Origin of the sequence: Gottschalkia purinilytica, assembly GCF_001190785.1 — a bacterium.
In the GTDB taxonomy this organism is placed as follows: domain Bacteria; phylum Bacillota; class Clostridia; order Tissierellales; family Gottschalkiaceae; genus Gottschalkia_A; species Gottschalkia_A purinilytica.
The window spans coordinates 169,628-193,391 of record NZ_LGSS01000002.1; the positions used below are offsets into that span (position 1 = coordinate 169,628).

General features: G+C 28.6%; 22 protein-coding genes. 6 read left to right on the plus strand and 16 right to left on the minus strand.

Annotated features, from left to right (window positions below; genetic code table 11):
- Positions 1-30 precede the first annotated feature (30 nt).
- The 3 genes from CLPU_RS02575 to CLPU_RS02585 form a co-directional block, all read right to left on the minus strand.
- Positions 31-1,074, minus strand: a complete 1,044-nt coding sequence (locus CLPU_RS02575; RefSeq protein ID WP_050354082.1) for a TRAP transporter substrate-binding protein — start codon at positions 1,072-1,074, stop codon at positions 31-33.
- A gap of 281 nt (positions 1,075-1,355) precedes the next feature.
- Positions 1,356-1,787: a 3-hydroxyacyl-ACP dehydratase FabZ gene (gene fabZ, locus CLPU_RS02580; protein ID WP_050354083.1), complete on the minus strand. Its 432-nt coding sequence runs from the start codon at positions 1,785-1,787 to the stop codon at positions 1,356-1,358.
- 35 nt (positions 1,788-1,822) lie between these two features.
- Positions 1,823-2,770, minus strand: coding sequence for an AEC family transporter (locus CLPU_RS02585; protein ID WP_050354084.1), 948 nt, complete (start codon positions 2,768-2,770; stop codon positions 1,823-1,825).
- A 301-nt stretch (positions 2,771-3,071) separates the two neighbouring features.
- Here CLPU_RS02585 and CLPU_RS02590 point away from each other — a divergent pair, with 301 nt between their 5' ends.
- The 3 genes from CLPU_RS02590 to CLPU_RS02600 all read left to right on the plus strand — a co-directional run bounded on the left by CLPU_RS02590 (position 3,072) and on the right by CLPU_RS02600 (position 6,397).
- The gene (locus CLPU_RS02590; RefSeq protein WP_097677526.1) at positions 3,072-3,767 is read left to right on the plus strand and encodes a response regulator transcription factor; all 696 of its coding nucleotides are present in this window, start codon (positions 3,072-3,074) and stop codon (positions 3,765-3,767) included.
- Positions 3,768-5,246: a sensor histidine kinase gene (locus CLPU_RS02595; RefSeq protein ID WP_050354085.1), complete on the plus strand. Its 1,479-nt coding sequence runs from the start codon at positions 3,768-3,770 to the stop codon at positions 5,244-5,246.
- A gap of 158 nt (positions 5,247-5,404) precedes the next feature.
- Entirely contained in the window at positions 5,405-6,397 is a 993-nt protein-coding gene (locus tag CLPU_RS02600) for a class I SAM-dependent methyltransferase (RefSeq protein ID WP_200898452.1), read from the plus strand.
- Positions 6,398-7,066: 669 nt separating this feature from the next.
- Here the strand turns inward: CLPU_RS02600 and CLPU_RS02605 are convergent.
- From CLPU_RS02605 to spoIID, 7 genes are all read right to left on the minus strand, one after another.
- Positions 7,067-7,411, minus strand: a complete 345-nt coding sequence (locus CLPU_RS02605; RefSeq protein WP_050354086.1) for a rod-binding protein — start codon at positions 7,409-7,411, stop codon at positions 7,067-7,069.
- Positions 7,412-7,422: 11 nt separating this feature from the next.
- Entirely contained in the window at positions 7,423-8,223 is an 801-nt protein-coding gene (gene flgG, locus CLPU_RS02610) for a flagellar basal-body rod protein FlgG (RefSeq protein WP_050354087.1), read from the minus strand.
- Between the two features lie 41 nt (positions 8,224-8,264).
- The gene (locus CLPU_RS02615; protein ID WP_235436088.1) at positions 8,265-9,353 is read right to left on the minus strand and encodes a flagellar hook-basal body complex protein; all 1,089 of its coding nucleotides are present in this window, start codon (positions 9,351-9,353) and stop codon (positions 8,265-8,267) included.
- A gap of 91 nt (positions 9,354-9,444) precedes the next feature.
- Complete coding sequence (gene mreB / locus CLPU_RS02620; protein WP_050354088.1) at positions 9,445-10,449, minus strand: rod shape-determining protein; 1,005 nt, start codon at positions 10,447-10,449, stop codon at positions 9,445-9,447.
- Positions 10,450-10,614: 165 nt separating this feature from the next.
- Positions 10,615-10,872, minus strand: coding sequence for a sporulation transcriptional regulator SpoIIID (gene spoIIID, locus CLPU_RS02625; RefSeq protein WP_050354089.1), 258 nt, complete (start codon positions 10,870-10,872; stop codon positions 10,615-10,617).
- A gap of 122 nt (positions 10,873-10,994) precedes the next feature.
- Entirely contained in the window at positions 10,995-11,852 is an 858-nt protein-coding gene (locus CLPU_RS02630) for a M23 family metallopeptidase (protein WP_050354090.1), read from the minus strand.
- Between the two features lie 95 nt (positions 11,853-11,947).
- The gene (spoIID, locus tag CLPU_RS02635) at positions 11,948-12,973 is read right to left on the minus strand and encodes a stage II sporulation protein D (protein ID WP_050354091.1); all 1,026 of its coding nucleotides are present in this window, start codon (positions 12,971-12,973) and stop codon (positions 11,948-11,950) included.
- Between the two features lie 211 nt (positions 12,974-13,184).
- Here spoIID and CLPU_RS02640 point away from each other — a divergent pair, with 211 nt between their 5' ends.
- On the plus strand, positions 13,185-14,090 hold the full coding sequence (locus CLPU_RS02640; protein WP_050354092.1) for a polysaccharide deacetylase family protein: 906 nt from the start codon (positions 13,185-13,187) through the stop codon (positions 14,088-14,090).
- Between the two features lie 305 nt (positions 14,091-14,395).
- The gene (locus CLPU_RS02645; protein ID WP_050354093.1) at positions 14,396-15,259 is read left to right on the plus strand and encodes a polysaccharide deacetylase family protein; all 864 of its coding nucleotides are present in this window, start codon (positions 14,396-14,398) and stop codon (positions 15,257-15,259) included.
- Positions 15,260-15,376: 117 nt separating this feature from the next.
- Here the strand turns inward: CLPU_RS02645 and CLPU_RS02650 are convergent, their stop codons facing one another.
- The 4 genes from CLPU_RS02650 to CLPU_RS02665 form a co-directional block, all read right to left on the minus strand.
- Complete coding sequence (locus CLPU_RS02650) at positions 15,377-17,161, minus strand: 5'-nucleotidase C-terminal domain-containing protein (protein WP_050354094.1); 1,785 nt, start codon at positions 17,159-17,161, stop codon at positions 15,377-15,379.
- Between the two features lie 306 nt (positions 17,162-17,467).
- Complete coding sequence (murA, locus tag CLPU_RS02655) at positions 17,468-18,724, minus strand: UDP-N-acetylglucosamine 1-carboxyvinyltransferase (protein WP_050354095.1); 1,257 nt, start codon at positions 18,722-18,724, stop codon at positions 17,468-17,470.
- Between the two features lie 17 nt (positions 18,725-18,741).
- Positions 18,742-19,491: a YwmB family TATA-box binding protein gene (locus CLPU_RS02660; protein ID WP_050354096.1), complete on the minus strand. Its 750-nt coding sequence runs from the start codon at positions 19,489-19,491 to the stop codon at positions 18,742-18,744.
- Positions 19,492-19,966: 475 nt separating this feature from the next.
- On the minus strand, positions 19,967-21,019 hold the full coding sequence (locus CLPU_RS02665; protein WP_050354097.1) for a copper amine oxidase N-terminal domain-containing protein: 1,053 nt from the start codon (positions 21,017-21,019) through the stop codon (positions 19,967-19,969).
- Between the two features lie 506 nt (positions 21,020-21,525).
- Here CLPU_RS02665 and CLPU_RS02670 point away from each other — a divergent pair.
- Positions 21,526-21,795 (plus strand): hypothetical protein, encoded by a 270-nt coding sequence (locus CLPU_RS02670; protein ID WP_050354098.1) that lies wholly within the window; start codon positions 21,526-21,528, stop codon positions 21,793-21,795.
- Positions 21,796-21,916: 121 nt separating this feature from the next.
- Here the strand turns inward: CLPU_RS02670 and CLPU_RS02675 are convergent, their stop codons facing one another.
- Positions 21,917-22,324 carry a F0F1 ATP synthase subunit epsilon gene (locus tag CLPU_RS02675; protein ID WP_050354099.1) on the minus strand — a complete coding sequence of 136 codons (408 nt, stop codon included), beginning with the start codon at positions 22,322-22,324 and terminating at the stop codon, positions 21,917-21,919.
- Between the two features lie 38 nt (positions 22,325-22,362).
- Complete coding sequence (gene atpD, locus CLPU_RS02680; RefSeq protein ID WP_050354100.1) at positions 22,363-23,760, minus strand: F0F1 ATP synthase subunit beta; 1,398 nt, start codon at positions 23,758-23,760, stop codon at positions 22,363-22,365.
- Positions 23,761-23,764 lie beyond the last annotated feature (4 nt).

Consider the following 23,764-nt stretch of genomic DNA (forward strand, 5'->3'; position numbering starts at 1 on the left):
ACATAAGTAAACAACCTTATTTGCATTATCTTAGTTAGTGACTTCATTTCCTTCTAATCTTTCTATTTCTCTATATGCATCGTTTAATATCTTATCTCCAAACATTTTTACATACTCCTTATGTACAGGATTAGTTATTTTCTTTAATTCTTTCTTCTGTTTTTCATTAAGCTTTATTATTTTTGTTCCTGACTTTTCTATTGTTTTTAAATATTTTTCTTCTTCCTTTTGAACCTCTTTTCTTTGCCATTTTGCTAATTCTCTACCAGTATCATAGAGTATTTTTTGTATATCTTTAGGTAGCTTTTTAAACCAGTTATCATTAAATAATAATGCATGTCCTAAATATGCATGTTCACTTAATAATAAATAATCTTGAACTTCATAAAACTTCATATTTTCAATTGTAACTAGTGGATTTTCTTGACCATCAATAACACCTAGCTGAAGTGAATTATAAAGCTCGGCAAAGTCTATAGGTACTGGATTTGCCCCTAAAGATTTAAATTGTTTCATAACTATAGGACTCTCCATAGTCCTAAATTTTTGTCCTTTAAAATCTTTTGCTTCTGTTATTTTATTATTTGAAGTAAAGTGTTTAAATCCATCTTCATAAAATACTACACCTTTTACATATTGTTTTTCTAATGTCTTTAACAAATCATTTCCTACTTTACCATCCATTAATTTATAAGCAGTATCCCTGGAAGGAAATAAAAAAGGTAAATCAAATAACTGTAGTTCTGGTGCAAATCCACTTATTCTAGCAGTAGGAACTAATGCTATCTCTTGTGTGCCTAGTTGTAACCCTTCAAACATTTCTCTTGCACTTCCAAGTTGACTACTCGGAAAAACATTTACTTTAACTTTACCATTGGTTTTTTTCTCTACCTCTTCTTTGAATTTAAGTGATGACTTATGATGAGGTGTTTCTGGCATAAATCCATGTCCATAGTTAATTTGTATAACATCATTACTATTAGCTTTTTGATTACTTAGTGAACAGCCTTGAATTATAAAAGTAAATGCAAACAAACTAATTAATAAAAAGATACTTTTAAGTTTCTTAACCATTAACATTCTCCTTCCTTATTTATTTGTAAAAAACTAATACACTACCACATCCTTTTACTGATATTCAATTCATTAGTTTTTTATTCAGTATTTTAACTTATATAAAACTAACATAGTAAATCTTATGTGAATTTATTGTATATTAGAAATATAATTATCAAACAATCTGAGTTTCATGACGTTTAGATTTAAGCTTTCATAATAATTTAAAATATATTTAAATAAAATATCTATATAAATAAAAAAAGCTGAACTAAAAGTTCAGCTTTTTTCTAACTATTCTATTTTTGATCTATAAGTGCAAACATAAGTGTTCCTTTACAAGCAATTTCTCCATCTACGTAAGCAACAGCTTCTGCTACCCCTATTCCTCTTTTAAATTTAACCAATTCTACTTCCATTCTAAGTGTATCTCCAGGTCTAACTTGTTTTTTTATTCTAACTCCATCTATTCCTGTAAACACTGCTAGTTTTTCTCTATTCTCTTCAATAGTCATAAGTGTTACTGCTCCTACTTGAGCCATGGCTTCAACTATAAGTACTCCTGGCATAATTGGATTTCCTGGAAAGTGTCCTTGAAAAAATGGTTCGTTAGCTGCAACATTTTTTATTCCAACAGCTCTTTTTCCCTCTTCTATTTCTACTACCTTGTCCACTAATAAAAATGGATATCTGTGAGGTATAAGATTCTGAATCTGTATATTATCTATCACTACTTCTCCCCCTTTATATATTATAATCTACTTAATTATAACCCATATATTTTTGAAAATAAATATAATATGAGAGGTATAGTGGCCATATTTATCAATGTTGAAATAAATACTCCTTGAGAAGCAAGGTCATAGTCTGACTCATATCTTCTAGCAAATATAGCAACATTAGCTGCTGATGGCATACTATCTGATACTATAATTACACCTGCTATCATCTTAGGAAGTTTAAATATCATAAATACTCCAAGTAATATTAAAGGTATTATAACAGTTCTAGTAATTGAAGCTATTATTAGCTTATAGTTTTTAAACATAGAATCTATTTTCGTTCCACCCAACAATCCTCCTACTACTATCATAGCTAATGGAGTTGTTGTATTTCCTATCATATACATTGGGTCATATAACATTTGTGGTAACTTTAAAGGAGTTAAAAATAATATTAATCCTACCATTACTCCACCTATTCCTGGGTTTAATAAAAGTTTCTTAATACCATTCTCAGTACATTTTTCCTTATTACTATAAGATGTAATTATTTCCACTCCCATAGTCCATAAAAATATATTAAAAACTATATTAAGTATGGCTGCATAAAAAACCCCCTCTTCTCCATACATTGCATTTATAACAGGAATCCCCATAAATCCTAAGTTAGAAAAAATTATAAGCATTTTATAAACGCCTTTTTGAGGTTCTTTTATAGAAAACATCTTTACAAATAATGTACTTATGAATGTCTTCATAAAATAAATAACAACACTTATTCCAAATATTAGTCCAGTAAATATTAACCTATCTTTTGAAAACTCCCTATCCATTGATACCATAATCAATAATGGTAAAGTTAGTTTTAATATAAACTCTGAAAATCCTTTTATCAGATCGTCTGTTAATATGTTTATTTTTTTTATAATATATCCTACTATTACAAGTATAAAAAGTATTATAGTTTGATTGAGAACATTACTAAGTATCAACGCTATTCACTCCTTTTAGTATTTTATAACTACATTTAGCGATTCATATTTAAAACTACTTAGCCTATTATATAACTTGTTAATTAGTCATTTCATAATACGTGTTAATAATATCACAACTGTGAAAATGTTAAAAGAAATGAATACCGTTAATTTTACCTATATTATAATATTATGTTAAAATAAGCATATTGACTTATTTGATATAATTAAGATATATTTTCATTAAAGTAATTAAATTAAATAATAATTAGTGACTTTGTTGTCCTTTCTTTAAAAAGATATTAAAAGGAGGATATAATTGAATACATTAAAAATTCTTATTGTAGAAGATGAAGAGAGAATGAGAAAAGTAATAAAAAAGTATTTAGAAGCAGAAAACTATGAAGTCAAAGAAGCAAAAGATGGTAAAGAAGCTATAGAGATATTTAATGAGAATGAATTTGACTTCATTTTATTAGATATAATGATGCCTAATATAGATGGTTGGACTGTATGTAGAGAAATAAGAAAAACCTCTAGTGTGCCCATTATAATGCTTTCTGCTAGGGGTGAAGAATATGATAAGCTTTTTGGATTTGAACTAGGTGTAGATGACTATATGGTTAAGCCATTTAGCCCAAAAGAATTAATAGCAAGAATAAAAGCTATTTTAAATCGAGTAAATAATTTTAATAATAAAGTAGAAAATACAAATGATACATTAATATGTATTAAAAATCTTAAGATAAATACTCTTTCCAATGAGGTATATTTAGATGATAACGAAATAAAGTTAACTCCAAAAGAATATGACTTACTAGTCTTTTTATGTGAAAATAAAGACATTACATTTTCAAGAGAACAATTGTTAGATCGTGTGTGGGGCTATGACTTTTATGGAGACTTAAGAACAGTAGACACACATATTAAACAACTAAGAGAGAAGCTATGTAAGAAGAATAAGTTTATTCACACTATTTGGGGGAAAGGATATAAGCTTAAAGCTGGTGATTAAATGACAAGTATAAAGAAAAAGCTCTGGATGATTATAACATCATTAGTTATAATCATACTACTAACTTTTTTTATATTTAATATATTTTTCTTAGATAGATTCTATATAAACGAAAAAATAGACTCTTATTATAAGAGTGGCGCTAATTTAAATACTCTAATATCACAGAAGTATTTCGAAGATAAAGAGCTGTATGAAAATTCTCTTGGATTTATAACAGACTCATCAAATGTATATTCTGTGGATCTAAGTAAAGATGAGTCTTTTATATTTATAAAAAGAAGTGAAATAAGAAATGGGAAGCTTACATTTAATATAGCTAATAATGCTATTATAGATGGCTTATCTATACAAGATTTAGTTTTTATTAATAGAAAATTAAACAGTAATAGAAAGTTTAACTATCTTGCAAATATAAAAGATAAAAGTACAAATGACTCTTTTACAGCAATAATAGTAGGTGTTCCTTATAAAGAAAAAGGAGTAGCATTAGGATATTCTATTTTTTTCACTAATACTAAGAGTATTTCTAATACTACTTATATACTAAAAAATCAATTTGGAATAATTGCTATAATATCTCTTGTATTATCTTCTGGACTTGCATTTATTCTTGCAAGATCTTTTACTAATCCTATATTAAAAATAAAGAAAGCTACAGAATTAATATCTAAAGGTAAGTACGATCATAAAATAAATATAAAAAGCCAGGATGAAATAGGACTACTTGCAGAGTCCATAAATAAGATGAGTGAAGAATTATCTCAAATTGAAAATTTGCGAAAAGAGCTTATAGCAAATATATCTCATGAATTGAAAACTCCTTTGAGTTTAGTAAGAGCATATTCAGAAGCAATAAGAGATATTGACTATAAAGATGAACAAGCCCTTAAAGAAGATCTAGATATAATACTTGAAGAAGTAAACACATTGAATTTAATGGTAGAAGATATACTTTATCTGTCAAAAATTCAGTCTAATAATTCTAAACTTGATGTAAGTGATATAAACATATTAGATATTTTCAAATGTATAGATCATAAGCTAAGTTATTTTTTAAATGAAAAAAATTTAACTTTAAATATTCAAGCAGATGATAACATTTATATTAAAGGAGACTATGAAAAGATATTTCAATCTATTTTAAATCTTGTAGTAAATAGTATCAATCATACTGAAGATAATAAAAATATATATTTAAGGGCATCGGAATCAAAAAGCAAAGTAAGAATAGAAGTAGAAGATGAAGGTATAGGCATAAAAAAAGAAGAACTCGAAAATATCTGGGATAGATTCTATAAAGTAGATAAATCAAGAAAGAGAAATAATAATGGTACAGGACTTGGAATGTCTATTGTAAAAAGTATATTTGAAATGCATGGATTTGAATATGGTATAGAAAGTGAGTTAAATAAGGGTACAAAAATATATTTTGAATACAATAAAAAAAGAAAATCTAATCAAATAAAGGATCAATGAAGGGATAAAGCTACCTAAGAACGAAGAATATATGACACTAATAAACGTATATACTTTATTGTTCAAAGGTAGCTTAAGTAATTTATTTAAACTTTTAAAATAGGTATAATTAATTGTCCACTAGTTTTATAGACTCAACAAGAGAAAAGGAGGAGATTATGTTTACATTAGTAGACTTTTATCATATAACTGATCAACAGTTAATCTACAATCAGAACAAAAGTCTTTTTTATACTCTATCCAATGGAAGACTTGTATTGAGTCCTTCTAGAGAAACATCTGATTTGTTAAAACAAAAAACTAAAATAATCGCAGACTTCATAAAATTTGCAAAGTTAAATGGCACTCATCAACAACTACTAGCGCATATTTCAAGTAATGTTATCAAACTATTTATGAAAGTTAATCAATATTTGAATTTCAGCTATGAGGATTATCTTAATCTTCAAAAAATCTATAGTGAGGCATACGATAGAGCTTATGATCTATTTAGTCATAACAAACAAATATCTGATAAAGAAATTGATGATCTATTTAGTTCTCATTATAAAAATTTACAAACCTTCTTACTAGATTCAAATGGTACTGAAATATTTGAAAAATACAAAGAAAGTCCACATTTGTTCACAATAAAATGTGCTGAATATTCTCCTGAATTCCAAATGAAATTACTAAACATTAATTTAAATACAATTCGTCAGCCTGTCTTAGATATTGGATGTGGTTCAAATGCAAATTTAGTCAGTTTTCTTAGAAAAAACGGAATTGAAGCATTTGGAATAGATAGAAATGTAGATAAAACTAGTTACCTATATAAAGCTAATTGGCTTAAATGTAATTTCAAACCAAATACTTGGGGAACTGTAATCTCCCATATGGCTTTTTCAAATCATTTTATTCATCATCATTTAAGAGCTAATAGTCAGTTTGAATTATATGCTAAAAAATATATGGAACTACTGAAATCATTGAAGCTTGAAGGAAGCTTCATTTATGCACCGGGTCTTCCTTTTATAGAAGAATTGCTATCATCAAATGATTCATATGTCGTAGATATTAAAAATATAAATCCACAAAATCTATCAATTAATCAAGATTCACCATTTAATCTAAAAAGCTATCATACTACTAAGATAGTACGTATAAAATAAGTGTATGACTTCTTGTATAAAACTATTAAGTTAGAAAAAAGAAGGCACATATTAGATATATCTAATGTGTGCCTTCTTTTTGTAGGTATCTTTTCTTTGTTGACTTTTGGCTTTCATTGTCTTCATTTTTTTCAATTCGGAAAATATCTTAACTTTTTCTCAAATAAAATATTTACAGAAATAAGAGTATTACATAAGTTTACTTTTAAAATAGTGGGAGTAAATCGTAAATTTAACAAATAACAAGTTAGTCACATACTAATTTATTAACAGTACATTAAATTAAAAATATTTTTTTGCTATTCTTTCAAATTTTTCATAAGTATCTTATAATTTTCTTTTTCTTTAGAATTTAAACATAAAACTATGCCAACTAAGTTTATGTTTTATTTTTTATCTACCACCTCCGTATACTTCTATTTCTCAATTTTTAAATGCTTAAAACATAGTCTTTTAGTCTTTGAGTGTCCCTCTTATATTAACATTGTAGTTTTTAATTGTGATAATTTTGTGATTAATTATAGATAAAGTTTAGAACTTTGAAATTAATATTAATTTAAGCCTAATAAAAAATAAAGGAAGATGAATTGCATCTTCCTTTATTTAGTGATTATATAATTATAAGTTTTAAAACTATGAATAACTTTTCATATATGTTAGTTAGTAATATCATAAATTTTGTTTATATGCTAGTGAACTTTTCATTTGATCATACAACATTTGAGCTATTCCAAATCCATTTCCATTATTAGCTATTGCACTAGCCATTTCTTGATCATGCATATCTTCAAACATTTCAGTAGCTGTACTCTTTGGAATTAATCCATTATCTGGTACAGTAGCTCTCATACTTTTTAGCATCATATGAATAAATAAAGATTCAAAGTCCTTACAAACTTTCATTAAAGACTCATCTTTCATATTTTCAGAACTTTCATTTGCTCTCTTGATACTATTTTCTTTTGAGTTTCCAGATGGTATTATTGTTTTAGAAAAACCATTTACAACAGTCATCTAATCACCCACTATCTTCTCAAGTTATTTGCTATTTGTAACATATCATCAGCTGTTTGTATTGATTTTGAACTTATTTCATAAGCTCTTTGAGCTGTTATCATATTTACCATTTCATCTACTACTTGAACATTTGAGCCTTCAAGAAACTTATGCCTTATTTTGCTTTTCATATCTTCAGCTTCTATATCTACTGGTTGTCCAGAAGCATCTGATACATTATATAAGTTCGATCCTTCACTTAAAAGACCTTGAGGATTTACAAAATCAACAAATCTAAATCTTCCTATATCAATTATCTCTCCATCTTCATCTCTAGCTGTTATGTAACCTTGTTCATCAATATTTATGTCTGTTGCTCCTTCTGGTATAGTTAATACATCATCATCTTCACTTAATACATAGTATCCATCTGATGTAACTAATGTAGATTCTCCATCCTCAACACTTATTTTAAAACTACCGTCTCTTGTATATCTAACTTCTCCATTTGGTAGTCTTACAGCAAAAAATCCTCTACCATCTATAGCCACATCAAAATCATTTTCTGTAGATATAGTTGGTCCATTTACAAAGTCTTTAGTAGTTCCTGATACTCTAACTCCATGTCCTACTTCAATATTTACAGGTTGTCCACCTCTATCATCATTTTTATTTGCTCTTTTTATAGAGACATATAATAAATCTTTAAACTCAGCTCTTTGTTTTTTATATGATGTAGTATTTACATTAGCTAAGTTATTAGATATTACATCTATATTTAATTGTTGTGATTTCATACCACTTGCAGCTGACCATAATCCCCTAATCATAATTTTTTCCCCTTTCTTAATATCTCATTTTAATATAATTACTATACTCTTCCAAGCTCATTAACTACTTTCTCAAGAAGTTCATCTTGAGATTTAATTACTTTTTGACTAGATTCATAGTTTCTAAGTGCAGCTATCATTTGAACCATTTCTTTTATTGTATTTACATTTGAACCTTCTATATATCCATTTACTACTTCTCCATTAAAAGCCCCTTCTTCAGCTTGAGTATTTTCTGCCATCCTATACATATTGTCTCCGTGTTTTCTTAGATATTCTTTATTATTTATTTGAACTACATCTAGTCTATTAACTATATTCCCATTTACAATTATATCACCGTTAGGAGCAACACTAAAAGGGTCACCTTGTAGTACTATGGGACCATTTTGCCCTAAAACTTGTAATCCATCCTTAGTTACAAGTTGTCCATTTCGATTTAAAGTAAATGAACCGTCTCTTGTATAATATACATTTCCATCTCGTCCTTGTACTTTGAAAAAGCCTTCACCTTTTATTGCAAAATCTAAATCATTTCCTGTATTTATGTAAGAACCATCTGTAAAGTCAGTAGCTATTCTATCAAATCTCACTCCACCACTAGTAGTACCTATTACATTTGGTGCTGGGAAAGTAACTAGATTTCCAATTACTTGTCCATTTGATGAAATATTTCCATTTGCGGCTATTTGAAAGTTATTTCTGTTCGGAACTCTTATAGCTCTTCCATCTCTACCTAGTACATAGTTTTCTCCATCTGATTTTGGATTTCCATCTAAATCTCTATAATATGTTTTCAAATATCCATCCTGATCTATTATAAACTTCAGTTCTCTATTATGGCTTATTCCTGCTGGTGTTCCTACTCTAAAATATCCAGAGTTTATTGATATAGAATATACCCCATCAGCTGTAACTTCTTCTTGTCTTACACCTGTAAAGGGTTGGTGATTTTCAAAGTCGTATCTATCGTTAATTTTACTTAAGAGTATTTCTGGGAAAGACTCAGCTAATCCTATGTCTCTTTTAAATCCAGTAGTATTTACATTAGCTAAGTTATTAGATATTATGTCTGATAATTTTTCATTTAAAAGCATAGAAGTTGCTGCAGTATATAAAGAAACATTCAAACTTTTCACTCCCCTTTTTTCTTCGAATGTATAATCTTTAATATACTATCGGCATGAATATTGTAATTATTAAGTCTTTTTTGTAAAAGTATCAACCAGTTAATACACTTTTTTCTAAAAATTCAATACTAGCTAAAGACTTCCCCGTTCCTACAGCTACACATGATATAGGATCATCAGCTATTGTAACTGAAATTCCTGTTCTTTCTTCTATAAGCTTATCTAATCCATGTAGTAATGATCCCCCTCCAGTCATAACCATTCCTTTGTTTCCTATATCTGCTGCTAATTCTGGTGGAGTTTTTTCAAGTACAGAATGAACTACATCAGCTATAGCCGTTACAGGCTCTTGTAGTGCTTCTAACATTTCATCCGAAGTAACTTGAATAACCTTAGGAAGTCCTGACATTAGGTATCTTCCTCTTATTTCTCCTACAACTGTTTCCTTTCTTTTATATGCAGTACCTACATTTATTTTTAAATCCTCGGCACTTCTTTCTCCTATCATTACATTATGTTTTTTTCTTACATATCTAGCTATAGCTTCATCAAACATATTTCCTGCTATCTTTATAGAATTACTTATAACTATTCCTCCAAGGGATATAACAGCTACATCTGTAGTTCCTCCACCAATATCTATTATCATATTTCCACTTGGCTCCGTTATATCTATTCCAGCTCCTATTGCAGATGCTATAGGTTCTTCTATAAGATAAGTTTTTCTCGCTCCAGCTTGATTACTCGCTTGTATTACAGCTCTCTTTTCTACCTCTGTTACTCCACTTGGAACACATACTACTATCCTTGGTCTTATAATAGACTTTCCTGATGACTTTTCTATAAAATATTTAAGCATTCTTTGAGTAACTTCATAATCTGATATAACTCCATCTTTAAGTGGTCTTATTGCTATAATGTTACCAGGAGTTCTACCTAACATTCTTCTTGCGTCTTCTCCTACTGCAAGAAGTTTATTAGTATTTTTATCTATAGCAACTACTGATGGCTCTTGTAGAACAATACCTTTATCTTTAATATAGACTAGTACACTTGCTGTACCTAAGTCTATACCTATATCTGTTCTAAAAAACAATTCACTCAACCTCTCTTTCTACATAATATTCAATCATAGTATACCCTTTTTTAGTTCTATAATTTATGCTAAATTCCTTTTTTTATATATTAAAACAAAAAATATTATTTCTCGTCAACGAGAAATAATATTTTGTCGTAATTTTTATATTAATCATCTTTAAGTTTATTTATGAGTAGTTGTTTTGTATTTTAATTTTGTAGCTTTTCCGCCTCTTATATGTCTTTCTGCTTTATTCATATCCAGCACTGACTTTACCTTGCCTGCCATAAGAGGGTTTATTTTAGGAAGGCGTTCAGTTACATCTTTATGTACTGTGCTTTTACTTACACCAAAAATATTGGCAGTTTGTCGTACTGTAGCTTTCTCATTTATTATATACTTTGCAATTTCTAGTGCTCTCTCTTCTATATAATCTTTCACGCATTTAGCCCCCTTTGACGGTGTTTTAATAAGTATTAATGTCTTTTTTTATATTTATGCAGGTATTTACCTAAGTAGAACTGTTACAGATAAATTACACTACTTAAACTTAAGTAAGTATTTTATTTTAAAACTGGAACATATGATTTAGGGTCTACATTCTTTCCATTCTTTATAACTTCGAAATGTAAATGTGGCCCTTCTGCTACTTCAAATCCTGATCCTTCACCTATTCCGCTTATTACATCTCCCTTTTTAACACTTTGTCCTACTTTAACCATTTCATCTGTTGATAAGTTCCCGTATTTAGTCATAAGACCATTTCCATGATCTATTGTGATTACTATTCCAAGTCCATCATCCTTCTTAACTTCTTTAATAACTCCATCTAATGATGCCTTTACAGGTGTATCAACTTTTCCTTCTATGTCTATCCCTTTGTGAGTTGTCCATTGTTCTAATGTTTTAGAGTAAATAAGCTTATCAATAGCATAGTTTTTTATAACTTTTCCCATTAAAGGTGTATTCATAACTACGTTATTATTGTTATTTTCTAAGTTTGATGCCTCTACTGAACTATCTTTATGATCCGTACTATTATTTTTTGTTTGCTGATTAGATATTCCATTTTGTTGTGTATTCTTAGCTACATTATTTTTTTCTTGTGTTTTTGGATTGTTTTGAATCTCATTTTTCTTTTGTATTTCATTTTTTTTAATATTTTCTTCTGTACCTTTTAAATTCTCTTGTTGGCCTTCTTTAGATTCTTGTAAATTCAAGTCTATCTCTTCTGTTTTTTCTTCTTTAGTATTTTCAATACTTTTTCCTATTTCTAAATTGTTCTGAGAAACCCAAGCTGCTGATGCTGCTACAAAACATATACAAATAAACAACACCATATAAAATCCATCTTTTTGTATAGTCCTTTTTATTTTCTGTATTGTCTTGTTGTCTCTCAATTTTCTTCTATCGTTATCCAAACCCCTCACCTCCATAATAGTTATTATTATTATTGACACTAATAACGTTTTAATACCTGTCCATTACCAAAAAATAAAAAAATACCAAGATAATCTCAGTATTTTTTTATATCTACACCTGTATAATAGTGTTTTAGTATTTCTTTATAGTTTTTACCATTTTTGCCCATTCCATTTGCTCCCCATTGACTCATCCCAACTCCATGTCCATATCCTAATGTTTGTATTTTTATATTATCTTTTGATAGATTTATTTTAAAATTAGTAGAATTCAAGCCAAATAAATTTCTAAAAACAGTTCCATCTATTGTATTACCATCTATAACAAGCTTTTTTATTCTTCCTGTTGAAGTTTTTTCCGATACTTTTATTTTTTCTGTCACATTTTCTTTTGTTATATTTACTTTTGGATATTTTCCCTTTATTTTTTTGATAAATTCTTCAAAAGTCATTGTTATCACTGATTTAAACTTTGGAGCTTCCTCTTCATAAGGACTTGTAACTGATTTTAAGTATGGATGAGCTGCTGCAAACACTTCTTCTGATGCTTCAGTTTTTCCTCCACTAGTAGAATGAAAAAGTGGCTCACTTATAAGTTGACCATTATATGTAATAAGTTCTCCTTTAGTATCATTTACTGCTGCTTGTAATTTACCCCAATATTCCTCCATCCACTTATCTCCATGTACTTGCTTTAATTCTTCCTTTGACATCCATGCTTGACAATGTACTCCTGTACATAGTGGAGCTTGAGGATGATCAGGATGTCCATTTTTGAACTTTTCTACTCTACTTATTGCATAAGTTCTGGCTGCTACTGCCTGAGCCTTTAAAGCTTCTTCATGAAAAGCAGCAGGCATTTCCGAAGAAACCACTCCTACTACATATTCTTCAAGTCCTATTTCTTCTACTTTTTTAGTTTTTTCATTGTACACCTTAATTTTAGTAGTGTCTTTAAAATCTATATCTTTTGCTATGAAACTTCTATTCTTATTCTTACCCTTTTCTTTTTCATTAATATTAGTATCATTCTTTGCTATTTTATATCCTTGTACTAAAATCATAGGCATAAATACTGTAATAAATATTATAAAAAAAATATATATCCCTATTTTTTTCATCGCTTCCCCCTGTTACTTCTTTATCTAGTCACCATAATCTTTATAAATTATATGAGTATTTTTTAAAGTATATGACTCTAATATTGTTCGATGTAACATAAATGTCATAAAATGTACATTCAATCTTAAAACAATAAGAAATAAAAAAATATATAATATAATTATAAAAGTTGTCTACTCTCTAAATCTTTAGCTAACAAGGAGGTAACAAATGAAAAAATTCATACTAGCTTTATCACTAATAATTATTTTTTTTCAGATTAACATAACTTCTTATGCTAATGGTGAAGAAAATTTTCATAAAAAAATTTCAAAGGGTGTAACAAATAAAGTACCGGTTTTAATGTATCATCACATAATGAACTCTAAAGATATTAAAGAAATGAAATGTACTCAAAATGCTACTATAATATCTGACTCTCAATTTAAAAAAGAAATGAAGTTTTTACACGACAATGGATATTATACTGCGACTTTAGACGAATTAAGAAAATTCATAAAAGGTCAACTTAAGCTTCCCAAAAAAACAGTTGTTATTACTTTTGATGATGGATATTTAAGTAATTTAGTATATGCATATCCTATATTGAAAAAATATCATTTTAATGCAGCTATATTTATGATTGGTAATCTAATGTCTAAATCACCGATGGCCTTTGACAGAACTAAGTTACAATATATAAGCTCTGAAGAATTAGACAAATACAAAGATGTTTTTTACTATGGTAGCCACACATATGGCCTACACGATATAAAAGATGGTAAGGGGTATTTAGTAACTTCACCTAAGGCAAAGGTTATAGAAGATTTAAATAAGAGTAAAAATTTACTTAACACTGATTATTTAGCTTATCCATATGGTCAGTATAATTCTAGTATTATAGAGTGTTTAAAAGAAAAAGGATATAAAATGGCATTTACTATCCAGCAGAGATATGCTGTTAGAAATTCAAAGTTATATGAAGTACCACGATTTGCTATACTTCCAAATACTAGTATGTCTGAATTTAAAGATATTGTTTCTGGAAGAAAGGTTGTTATAAATGGAAAGTTACATACTTTACTTAGATTAACAAAACATAAATTGTCTCAAGTTGTACACTTTTTTACAAACTAATATGGTAGTTAATGACTTATCTCAAAAAGTAAAGTTAGAGGTCTTTATAGTTATGGCTCTAAATAATATGAGATTCTTTAAACTTTACTTTTTTATATTTATGTACTTAATTTTAAAAGATTCTTCAATATTATCTATAAAGCATAATTATTTTATGATTTAATAATATCTTATATGTGATTAATTGCTAAATATAGTCATATATATTATTATTTTTCTTTTAATTGATATATATGGTATTTTATTTTATAATAAATAGGTGTTATGCCCATTTATTATAAAATAAGAAAGGATTTAGTTATAAAATGAAAACAAATTTTAAGACCAAAATATTTATTCTATTAATATTATGTTTTTTAATCTTTTTTCCCCAATTAAAATCTGTTATTAAAGGAGATAAATACGTTAAATCAAAACAACTTAATGCCAATGCATCTCAATCTAAAGACTTCTCAGATAAAATACCTGTATTACTTTATCATCATATAATGGAACCTAACCATATTGAAGAAATGGGATTAACTCAGAACGGCTCTATAATATCTGATGTTCAGTTTAAAAAAGAGATGAAGTTTTTACATGATAATGGTTATTATACTGCGACTTTAGATGAATTAAGGGATTTTATAAAAGGTAAAATTGAGCTTCCTAGTAAAACAGTAGTTATAACTTTTGATGATGGATATTTAAGTAATGCTGTTTATGCTTATCCAGTTCTAAAGGAATATAATTTTAATGCTACTATATTCATGGTAGGTGCAAATTTATTTGAAGAATCACAAGAATATGACTATAAAAAATCACAACATATAAATATTAAAAATTTCAAAAAATATAGTGATGTATTTTCTTATGAAAGTCATACTTATGATTTACATAAATTAGATAATGAAAAGGGTAAATTAATAACTCTTCCTAAAGAAGATGTCTTAAATGATCTAATGAAGAATAAGCAACTTATAAATGCAAAATATTTAGCTTATCCCTATGGTCACTATAATAATGAAACTATAAATATGCTAAAAGAAACTAATCATGAAATGGCTTTTACTGTATCCCCAGGGTATGTAAACAAAGATACGAATATATATGAAGCACCTAGATTCATTATATTTCCTAATACTAGTTTTCAAGAATTCAAGGAAATAGTATCTGGCTCTAAAAAATAATTAAATTATCTTAAAATATAGATTATCTTTATCATGAAGCTTATTGTCAAAGCTATTTAGTTCACTACTATCTAAATAACTTTGACAATATAAAGATGAATTAATATTTATGTTATTTTAAGGTATCAATATTTTTTGTCCTGGAATTATCTTATTTGGATCTATAAGATTATTGTATTCTAAGAGGTTTTGCCATGTTGTTCTAAACATTTTAGCGATTTGATATAATGCATCTCCTGACTTAACTGTATACGTATCTTTATAATCTTGCTCACCAATTTTCTCTTGAGTTTTTTCAAATTTCTTTTCTTCATGTTTCATCTTAATTTTCTTTATCTTATTAATTACTTTAATTCTATTTTGAAAATCTCCAGTTACTATCTCCAATTGCTGTATATATTCTATAACTATTTCATCAAGTGCTGGAAGTTCTAATAACAATTTTTCGTCTTCAAGCATTGTATATCCATCTCCACCAGCTGCCATGAAATCATTAGTCACAACTTTATAGCTTTTATTTAAATCTATTGGAACTCCATTAACTTTGACATTAGTAACCCTATTTCCTTTACTTTTAAATAAGTTCAATGTATATGTTAGTCCTCCTACCTGTGGAAATGCTCCCTTTGATTTCGGATAATCTGACGTTCCATGTTCTAATGCCTTCACTATATTTGAACCTCTTATCTCTTTTAATACTGCATAGTTTCCAAATGGTAATACATCAATTATATTTCCTTTTGTTATTTCCCCAGCTTCAATAGATGCTCTTATTCCGCCACCATTTGTTATGGCTATATCAGCTCCTGAATATTTTATCATAGCATCTGTAATAAGATTTGAAAGATTTGTTTCTCCTGCCCTTACACTTTCCCTTTCTCCATCAAGTCTTTTATTAGACTTTCCAATTATTTGAGAAGTAATTTTTTTATTATCCTCTTCTATTTTAGATATTATGTCTAATACACTTTTATCTGGATTTAATAACTTTGCCTCTTCTTTTGTAAATAGCTTAGCTTCCTTAGATGTAACCTTATTACCTTCAAATTTTAAAGTTACAATACCTAAGTTTTTATCATAATCTCCTGTTTGAGCTATAAGGGTATTTCCCACCCATTTTCCTTTTTCAAGTGTAGTATGACTATGACCATCTATTATTAAATCTATTCCACTTACATTATCAGCTACTTTTTGACTTGTATCTATACTGCTTTCATCAAGGCCTAAGTGAGTTAATGCTACTACTACATCTACTCTTTTTTCTTTAAGTTCAGATACCATTTCTTTTGCTGACTCTATAGGATTTTTAAATGTAAGTCCCTTCACATTTTTAGGATTTGTCTTATAAGTTGTTTCTGGAGTACTTAGTCCAAAAATACCAATTTTTATACCGTCAACTTCTTTGATAACGTAAGAAGTTAAGTATTTACTTCTATCCTCTTTAATTATATTTGATGATATTAAAGGAAATTTCATTTTTTTACTAAGTTCTAATAATCTATCTTGTCCATAGTTAAAATCATGATTCCCTGGAACCATAGCATCATATCCTACTGTATTCATGACTTCTACAACACTTTCACCTTTTGATATACTGGATATTGGTTTTCCATGTAATGTATCTCCTGCATCTAGTAATAAAACATTAGGATTTGAAGATTTAAGTGCTTTAATCTTTGTAGCTATTTTTGCAAATCCCATTCCTTCACTTTCATCTTCTTTGAGCCTTGAATGTGTATCATTAGTATGTACTATAATTATCTCTTTCGTTGATTCTGACCTATCGCTACTATAATTCGTTGTTTCATTAGCAAAAGAGTTATTAATTGGTGCTAAAAAAATAGTAAACAATAATGATACTACTATAAATAGTCTTGAAACTTTTTTAAATTTAAATAGCATATTATCCCCCCTTTTTATATATTTACCATTATATGTAATTATCTATCTACTCAAAAGTCTTTTAACAAAATCATATCAATCATTTAACTTTATTAACATTTATTACTGATTTTTAGCGATTTTTAATATATTACTGAAGTTTTTAAATATATTAAATTATATAAAAATTTAATACTTTCTATGCTTTATTATTTTCATATTTATCTATTCCGTCAGTTATTAAATTTTAAATAATATATTCATGTAAACTCGTCTTTCTTTAAAATAAAAAAACTTAGATATTATATAATATCTAAGTTTTTTTATTTAATCTTCCACTCTATATATCTTTGCACCAAGCTTTGAAAACTTCTCTTCTATATCTGTATATCCTCTATCTATATGATATATATCACTTATTTCTGTTTTTCCTTCTGCTACAAGTCCTGCTAATATAAGTGCTGCACCAGCTCTTAGATCAGTAGCCTTTACAGGTGCTCCTAGTAACTTTTGAGATCCATTTACTATAGCACTTCTTCCATCAATCTTTATATCTGCACCCATTCTCTTTAGTTCATCTATATGCATAAATCTATTTTCAAAAACAGTTTCTGTCATAACACTGATTCCTTGTCCTAAACTCATAAAAGTCATGAACTGTGACTGCATATCAGTAGGGAATCCTGGATAAGGTAAAGTTTTCACATCTGTTGATTTTATATTTCCATTACCTATTACTCTTATTGTTTCTTCTTCTTCGATAACTTCTATTCCACATTCTTGAAGTTTTGCTATAACTGGTTTTATATGATTTGACACAACATTTTCTATAAGTACATCTCCACCTGTTATAGCTGCTGCTACCATAAAAGTACCTGCTTCTATTCTATCTGGTATTATTGAGTGTCGAGTTCCTGTTAATTTTTCAACACCTTTTATTCTTATAGTATTTGTTCCTGCACCTTTTATGTTAGCTCCCATATTATTCAGGAAGTTAGCAAGATCAACTATTTCAGGCTCCATAGCGGCATTCTCTATAATAGTTTCTCCTTTTGCCATTGTTGCCGCCATTATTATGTTTTCTGTAGCTCCAACACTTGGAAAATCTAGGTATATTATATCACCTATAAGTTCTTTTGCAGTAGCTTCTACATATCCCCTTCCTAGATCTATTTTCGCTCCTAGCGCTTTAAATCCTTTTAGATGCAAATCTATAGGTCTAGTTCCTATAGCACATCCTCCTGGTAATGAAATTTTTGCTTTGCCCATTCTAGCAAGCAATGGTCCCATCACCAAAAAAGAAGCTCTCATCTTACTCATTAACTCATAAGGAGCTTCCACGTTATTTATATGTGATGAATTTATTTCTAGCATATCTTTACCAATTTTCTTAACATCTGCACCTAATATTGATAATACTTCTGATATTACTTCAACATCATTAAGTGCTGGTACATCTTCTAATATACAGGTTTCTGTAGCAAGTAGTGATGCTGCCAAAATTGGAAGTGCTGAGTTCTTAGCTCCACTTATTCTAACATTCCCTTTTAACGGTGGGCTTTTTTCAACTATAATTTTAGGCACATTTTCTTCCTCCCTTTTTAGTATCCAATGGCAATTATAGGTGATCCCATTAAAATATACGTTTTGTCTTGGTGTTCATCATATCTCATTCCTATATTCAAATTCATCTTCTCATTTCCTGTATATATATATCTATATATATGAGGTGAATAAATAGATACACTTGCAATAGAAGAGTCAATAACACTTTCGACTTTTTTTCCATCTACAATACTAAGTATTTTACTTATTTTTTTCACTTTTTCACTACTATCTAATTTTCCCTTAAATGTTCCAATAATGCAACTAGTAATTTTTGCATTAGTATTATATTCACTAAAAATACTATCTAATTTACTGGTAATTTCTTTTAAATTCTCATAACTTTTAGTGTCCTCTACCTCTATAAATAGTGTAGTTTCTTCTTGATTTGATTGTTCATCTTTAAAGCTATGTACCATGATAGTAATAAGTCTCTCTTTTTCATCTTTTCCATATAATGCTATTTTCTTTTCTTGTGGTGATAGTAGTCTTTCTCTGTGCATTTCATTTATGTTCAATTTATTTCCTATATTATTTATTATACTATTTATTCCGTTAATATTCATACTTTTTTTAGAAATTGTGCCATTATAGTTTAAATTAATACTATCAAAATCTGCTTCAACCTCTTCAAACGCTTTTATCATGACATCCTCATTTTTATAATCAAACTCTCCAGCAAATGAGTAATTAATAAGCGATAATAACATAATAGTTATAATTCCAAATATTCTTCTAGCTTTCATAAATATATCTACCTCCATATATAAAAAATGAGGAAAGAGTCTGCCATATATAAAAATGTAAAGGGGGAGAAAACATTTTTAATTTGAAACTCTTTCCTCTATATTCATTATTGACAACATGGAGGTTATTTTATACATATGTTAAAAATTAACTTATAAATAATTTATCCACTATTTAATCCCTTATTAACAACTATATACTCTAAATTTTTTACATTTAATTATTTTTTAAGATAATCCAGCTTCTATAATATTTTCCCTACTTTTACTATAATTAAATCTATTTTCTCATCTTTTTCAAATAGCTAAAATTATCAAAAGAAATTCATAATACTATCTTCTAATTATTTTACTAAAACTAATATGATATTATAAAAAACTCGATTAAATAGAAATATAGTCTACCTAATCGAGTTTTTCTAGCATGAGTAAAATACATAGCCAGCTAATTATATATTAATCTGATTTTTATTAATTACTTTATTGTTTCTCCATTGTCTATTATAATTTGAGATTCAAGAACCTGAACATTATTCATGCGCATTACTTTCTCAAAAAAGTTTAGTGGAACAAAAGTTGTTCTCATGACTAACTCTGGAGCAATCCCTAATTGAATAGGGGCTGTTTTCATATAGGTATAGTTATCTTCACCTATTTTCAGAGAAATGCCTTTACCTAGCATAACACTATGTAGTTCATTATTCCAGCTAACATCTACATTTAAAGCTTCAGCAATTGCACGAAGAGGAACCATTACATTTCCATCTTTATTTTTATAAGCTGCTGGAGCTTCTATTTTCTTGTCATTAACAATTATGTCCACATTTAAAACATTAATATTTAATTTTTCCATTTCTTCTTTTGTTAAATTATGAATTGGAGATACTGCTTTTTCAAATAATACAACTATCTTATCTGGAGTTGTTTGTGCAGGTATACTTCTTGTAGTTTTATCATAAATTACTACAAGCTTTCTATTAGCTAGTTCTCCATCAAAACGTTTTTCATCTTGTGAAATAATATCTGTATCATCAGAAATATTTAATTTCAAAGAATTATCTGAACTAATTAAATCTTTATCGAAAGTATCTACTTTAACATTTTTATCTTCACTATTAACAACAATGGCTTCCGTTTCATATTGTGGTGGATAAATCATAATCATTGGTCTATTTTTATCATAAAATGCAGTGATTACAGATCCTACAGCAACTTCATCATTGTTCACAACATATGTATCATTAGATACTATAAGATTTGCTACTACTTCACCTTCATTTTCTAATAAAACGTATTTTGATCCTTTCACACCTTTAAAGTCTGTTATCTTTGTTACTTTTCCAGTAACAGAACCAGTTTCAGACTGTTTTACTACATCCAAGCTAGTACTAATAGGCATAGATTCTTTCATCTCTTTAATATAATTAGTATCTTTTAAATTTTGTATATCAACTGCAAAAGATGTAGCCGCCGAAAGTGATAAAATTATAACTGAAAGTAATCCTGTAACAGTTCTTTTTAGTTTCATAGTAATCCCTCCCTTTAAAGCTTACTTTATAATTTAATCTGTTGTTCTATCAGATCCTAATAATTATGTAGCTCTATCATTAGTAACAATCATGAAATCAAGATAGGAAAATAATATATGTTAGGCTCAATAAATATTCTATCACTTAAATAGAATATTTAAAAGATAATTATATCATTTTTGGATACTTATACCATAATGTTCTTCTAAAATGTGTTATAGATATAGTAACATTTAAAAGCAGATGCTTAACATACTATATCAGTAGTTTCTTTATGCTTTCCATTTGCCTTACTCTTATGCCTATAATCTATTTACATGCTTTCTCTTCACCTACTATTTCTTGGATTTCTCAAGTAATATGAACTTAACAAGCTCTATTATATGTTAGTCCCATCTCTTCTATAATTTCGTTTTTGGTTTTTTATGGAATATATGTTAGTGTTTAACTGAATAGTGTTTCTATAAATTCAATTTTAAATTAATTTAGAAAGGAGGTATAAGATATGAAAAAATTAGCTAGTATTTTAATAATTTTCACTCTAGTTTTAACAAGTATGAGTGTATTTGCAGGACCATTATGCTGTCAAAGAACTAATGTTATTACTGAACAAACTAAGGCTAGACTTGGTACAGACTTTTGCCGAACTTCTGGATGTCTTGTTAGTACTTACAAATATAAAACTCGTAGCTATTGTACTAATTGCAATGCTGAACATTCCAGCTCTGAAAGAACCGTTAAGGAACATTCGAAATCAAGTTGTCCTTATAGATAGTAAAATCCCCCATATGCGGGGGGGATTTACTATTTAATAATTTTTCCTAAAAGATTAAGTTCTAATTGAGTATAATACTATTTACATTAATATAAAAATAACGATAAGAATTAACTTATCGTTATTTTTTACTATATTCTGCTATACCTATTCTATTTAATGCTTTCTTAAGAGCCAATTCAGCTCTTGCAACATCTATTTCTGATTTATCTTTATTTAGTCTATTTTCTGCTCTTTCTTTTGCTCTTTTTGCTCTTTCTACATCTATCTCTTCAGGCCATTCTGCAGAGTCTGTTACTATAGTTGTTTTTTCTTTAGTAACTTCCATATATCCCCCTGCAATAGCAGCTTTTTTCTCTTCATTACCATTTTTGATTTTCACTATACCTATATCTAAAGGAGTTACTATAGGTATATGATTTTTAAGTATAGCAATATCTCCTTCTACTCCTCTAGCCACTACCATTGTCACTTCTTCTTCAAAAAATTTACGATCTGGTGTTACTATTTCCAGTGTAAATTGTGACATGTTTTACACCTCCCTTTTCGTCCTTAGGACAAAGGAATCTACTTCATATTCTTAGCTTTTTCTACTGCTTCATCTATTGTTCCAACAAATAGAAACGCTGATTCTGGTAAATCGTCATGTTTACCCTCAAGAATTTCTTTAAATCCTCTTATAGTTTCTTTAAGTGGAACGTAAGCTCCAGTCATACCTGTAAACTCTTCTGCTACGTGGAATGGTTGAGATAAGAAACGTTGTATTCTTCTTGCACGAGCAACTGTTATCTTATCTTCTTCTGATAGCTCATCCATACCTAGTATAGCTATAATATCTTGTAATTCTTTATATCTTTGAAGTATTTCTTGAACATCACGAGCTACTTTGTAATGTTCTTCACCTACTACTATTGGGTCTAGGATTCTTGATGTAGAATCTAGTGGGTCAACAGCAGGATAAATACCTAATGCAGATATTTGACGTGAAAGAACTGTAGTAGCATCCAAGTGTGTAAATGTCGTTGCAGGTGCTGGGTCAGTTAAGTCATCAGCAGGAACATAAACAGCCTGAACCGATGTTATAGAACCTTTTTTAGTTGACGTTATTCTCTCTTGTAACTGTCCCATCTCTGTAGCTAGTGTAGGTTGATAACCAACCGCACTAGGCATACGTCCAAGTAGGGCAGAAACCTCTGAACCTGCTTGAGTGAATCTGAATATATTGTCTATAAATAGAAGTACGTCTTGTCCTTCATTATCTCTAAAGTGTTCCGCCATTGTAAGACCAGTTAATGCAACTCTCATTCTGGCTCCAGGTGGCTCATTCATCTGACCAAATACTAGTGCAGTTTTATCTATAACTCCTGAATCCTTCATTTCATAATAAAGGTCATTACCTTCTCTTGTTCTCTCTCCAACTCCTGTAAACACTGATAATCCACCATGTTCTTTTGCTATATTATTTATAAGCTCTTGGATAAGAACTGTTTTTCCAACTCCTGCACCACCAAATAGACCTATCTTACCACCTTTTGCATAAGGTGCTATTAAGTCTATAACCTTTATACCTGTTTCAAATATTTCTGTAGCTGTTTCCTGTTCTTCAAATGAAGGTGCTTGTCTATGAATTGGTAACTTCATTTCTACTTTAGGATCTTCTTGATTATCTATAGCCTCTCCAAGTACATTAAATAATCTTCCTAATGTTTTATCTCCAACTGGTACCTTTATAGGTTCTCCTGTATCTACAGCTTCCATCCCTCTTACTAGTCCATCAGTTGAAGACATGGCAATACATCTTACTGTATCATCTCCAACGTGCTGAGATACTTCAGCTACAACTTTTTCGCCATTGTTTGTAATTTCAATAGCATTTAAAAGCTTTGGTAGATTTTCTTCGCTAAATCTTATATCTAACACAGGTCCGATTATTTGAACTAGTTTACCTATGTTTTCTTTAGCCATTTGC

What these genes read in the sequence shown, in the direction of transcription:
- CLPU_RS02575 (WP_050354082.1), bottom strand. Translation starts at nt 1,074, where the DNA reads ATGGTTAAGAAACTTAAAAGTATCTTTTTATTAATTAGTTTGTTTGCA.
- CLPU_RS02595 (WP_050354085.1), top strand. Translation starts at nt 3,768, where the DNA reads ATGACAAGTATAAAGAAAAAGCTCTGGATGATTATAACATCATTAGTT.
- CLPU_RS02600 (WP_200898452.1), top strand. Translation starts at nt 5,405, where the DNA reads ATGTTTACATTAGTAGACTTTTATCATATAACTGATCAACAGTTAATC.
- CLPU_RS02605 (WP_050354086.1), bottom strand. Translation starts at nt 7,411, where the DNA reads ATGACTGTTGTAAATGGTTTTTCTAAAACAATAATACCATCTGGAAAC.
- flgG (WP_050354087.1), bottom strand. Translation starts at nt 8,223, where the DNA reads ATGATTAGGGGATTATGGTCAGCTGCAAGTGGTATGAAATCACAACAA.
- spoIID (WP_050354091.1), bottom strand. Translation starts at nt 12,973, where the DNA reads ATGAAAAAAATAGGGATATATATTTTTTTTATAATATTTATTACAGTA.
- CLPU_RS02640 (WP_050354092.1), top strand. Translation starts at nt 13,185, where the DNA reads ATGAAAAAATTCATACTAGCTTTATCACTAATAATTATTTTTTTTCAG.
- CLPU_RS02645 (WP_050354093.1), top strand. Translation starts at nt 14,396, where the DNA reads ATGAAAACAAATTTTAAGACCAAAATATTTATTCTATTAATATTATGT.
- CLPU_RS02650 (WP_050354094.1), bottom strand. Translation starts at nt 17,161, where the DNA reads ATGCTATTTAAATTTAAAAAAGTTTCAAGACTATTTATAGTAGTATCA.
- CLPU_RS02660 (WP_050354096.1), bottom strand. Translation starts at nt 19,491, where the DNA reads ATGAAAGCTAGAAGAATATTTGGAATTATAACTATTATGTTATTATCG.
- CLPU_RS02665 (WP_050354097.1), bottom strand. Translation starts at nt 21,019, where the DNA reads ATGAAACTAAAAAGAACTGTTACAGGATTACTTTCAGTTATAATTTTA.
- CLPU_RS02670 (WP_050354098.1), top strand. Translation starts at nt 21,526, where the DNA reads ATGAAAAAATTAGCTAGTATTTTAATAATTTTCACTCTAGTTTTAACA.
- CLPU_RS02675 (WP_050354099.1), bottom strand. Translation starts at nt 22,324, where the DNA reads ATGTCACAATTTACACTGGAAATAGTAACACCAGATCGTAAATTTTTT.
- atpD (WP_050354100.1), bottom strand. Translation starts at nt 23,760, where the DNA reads ATGGCTAAAGAAAACATAGGTAAACTAGTTCAAATAATCGGACCTGTG.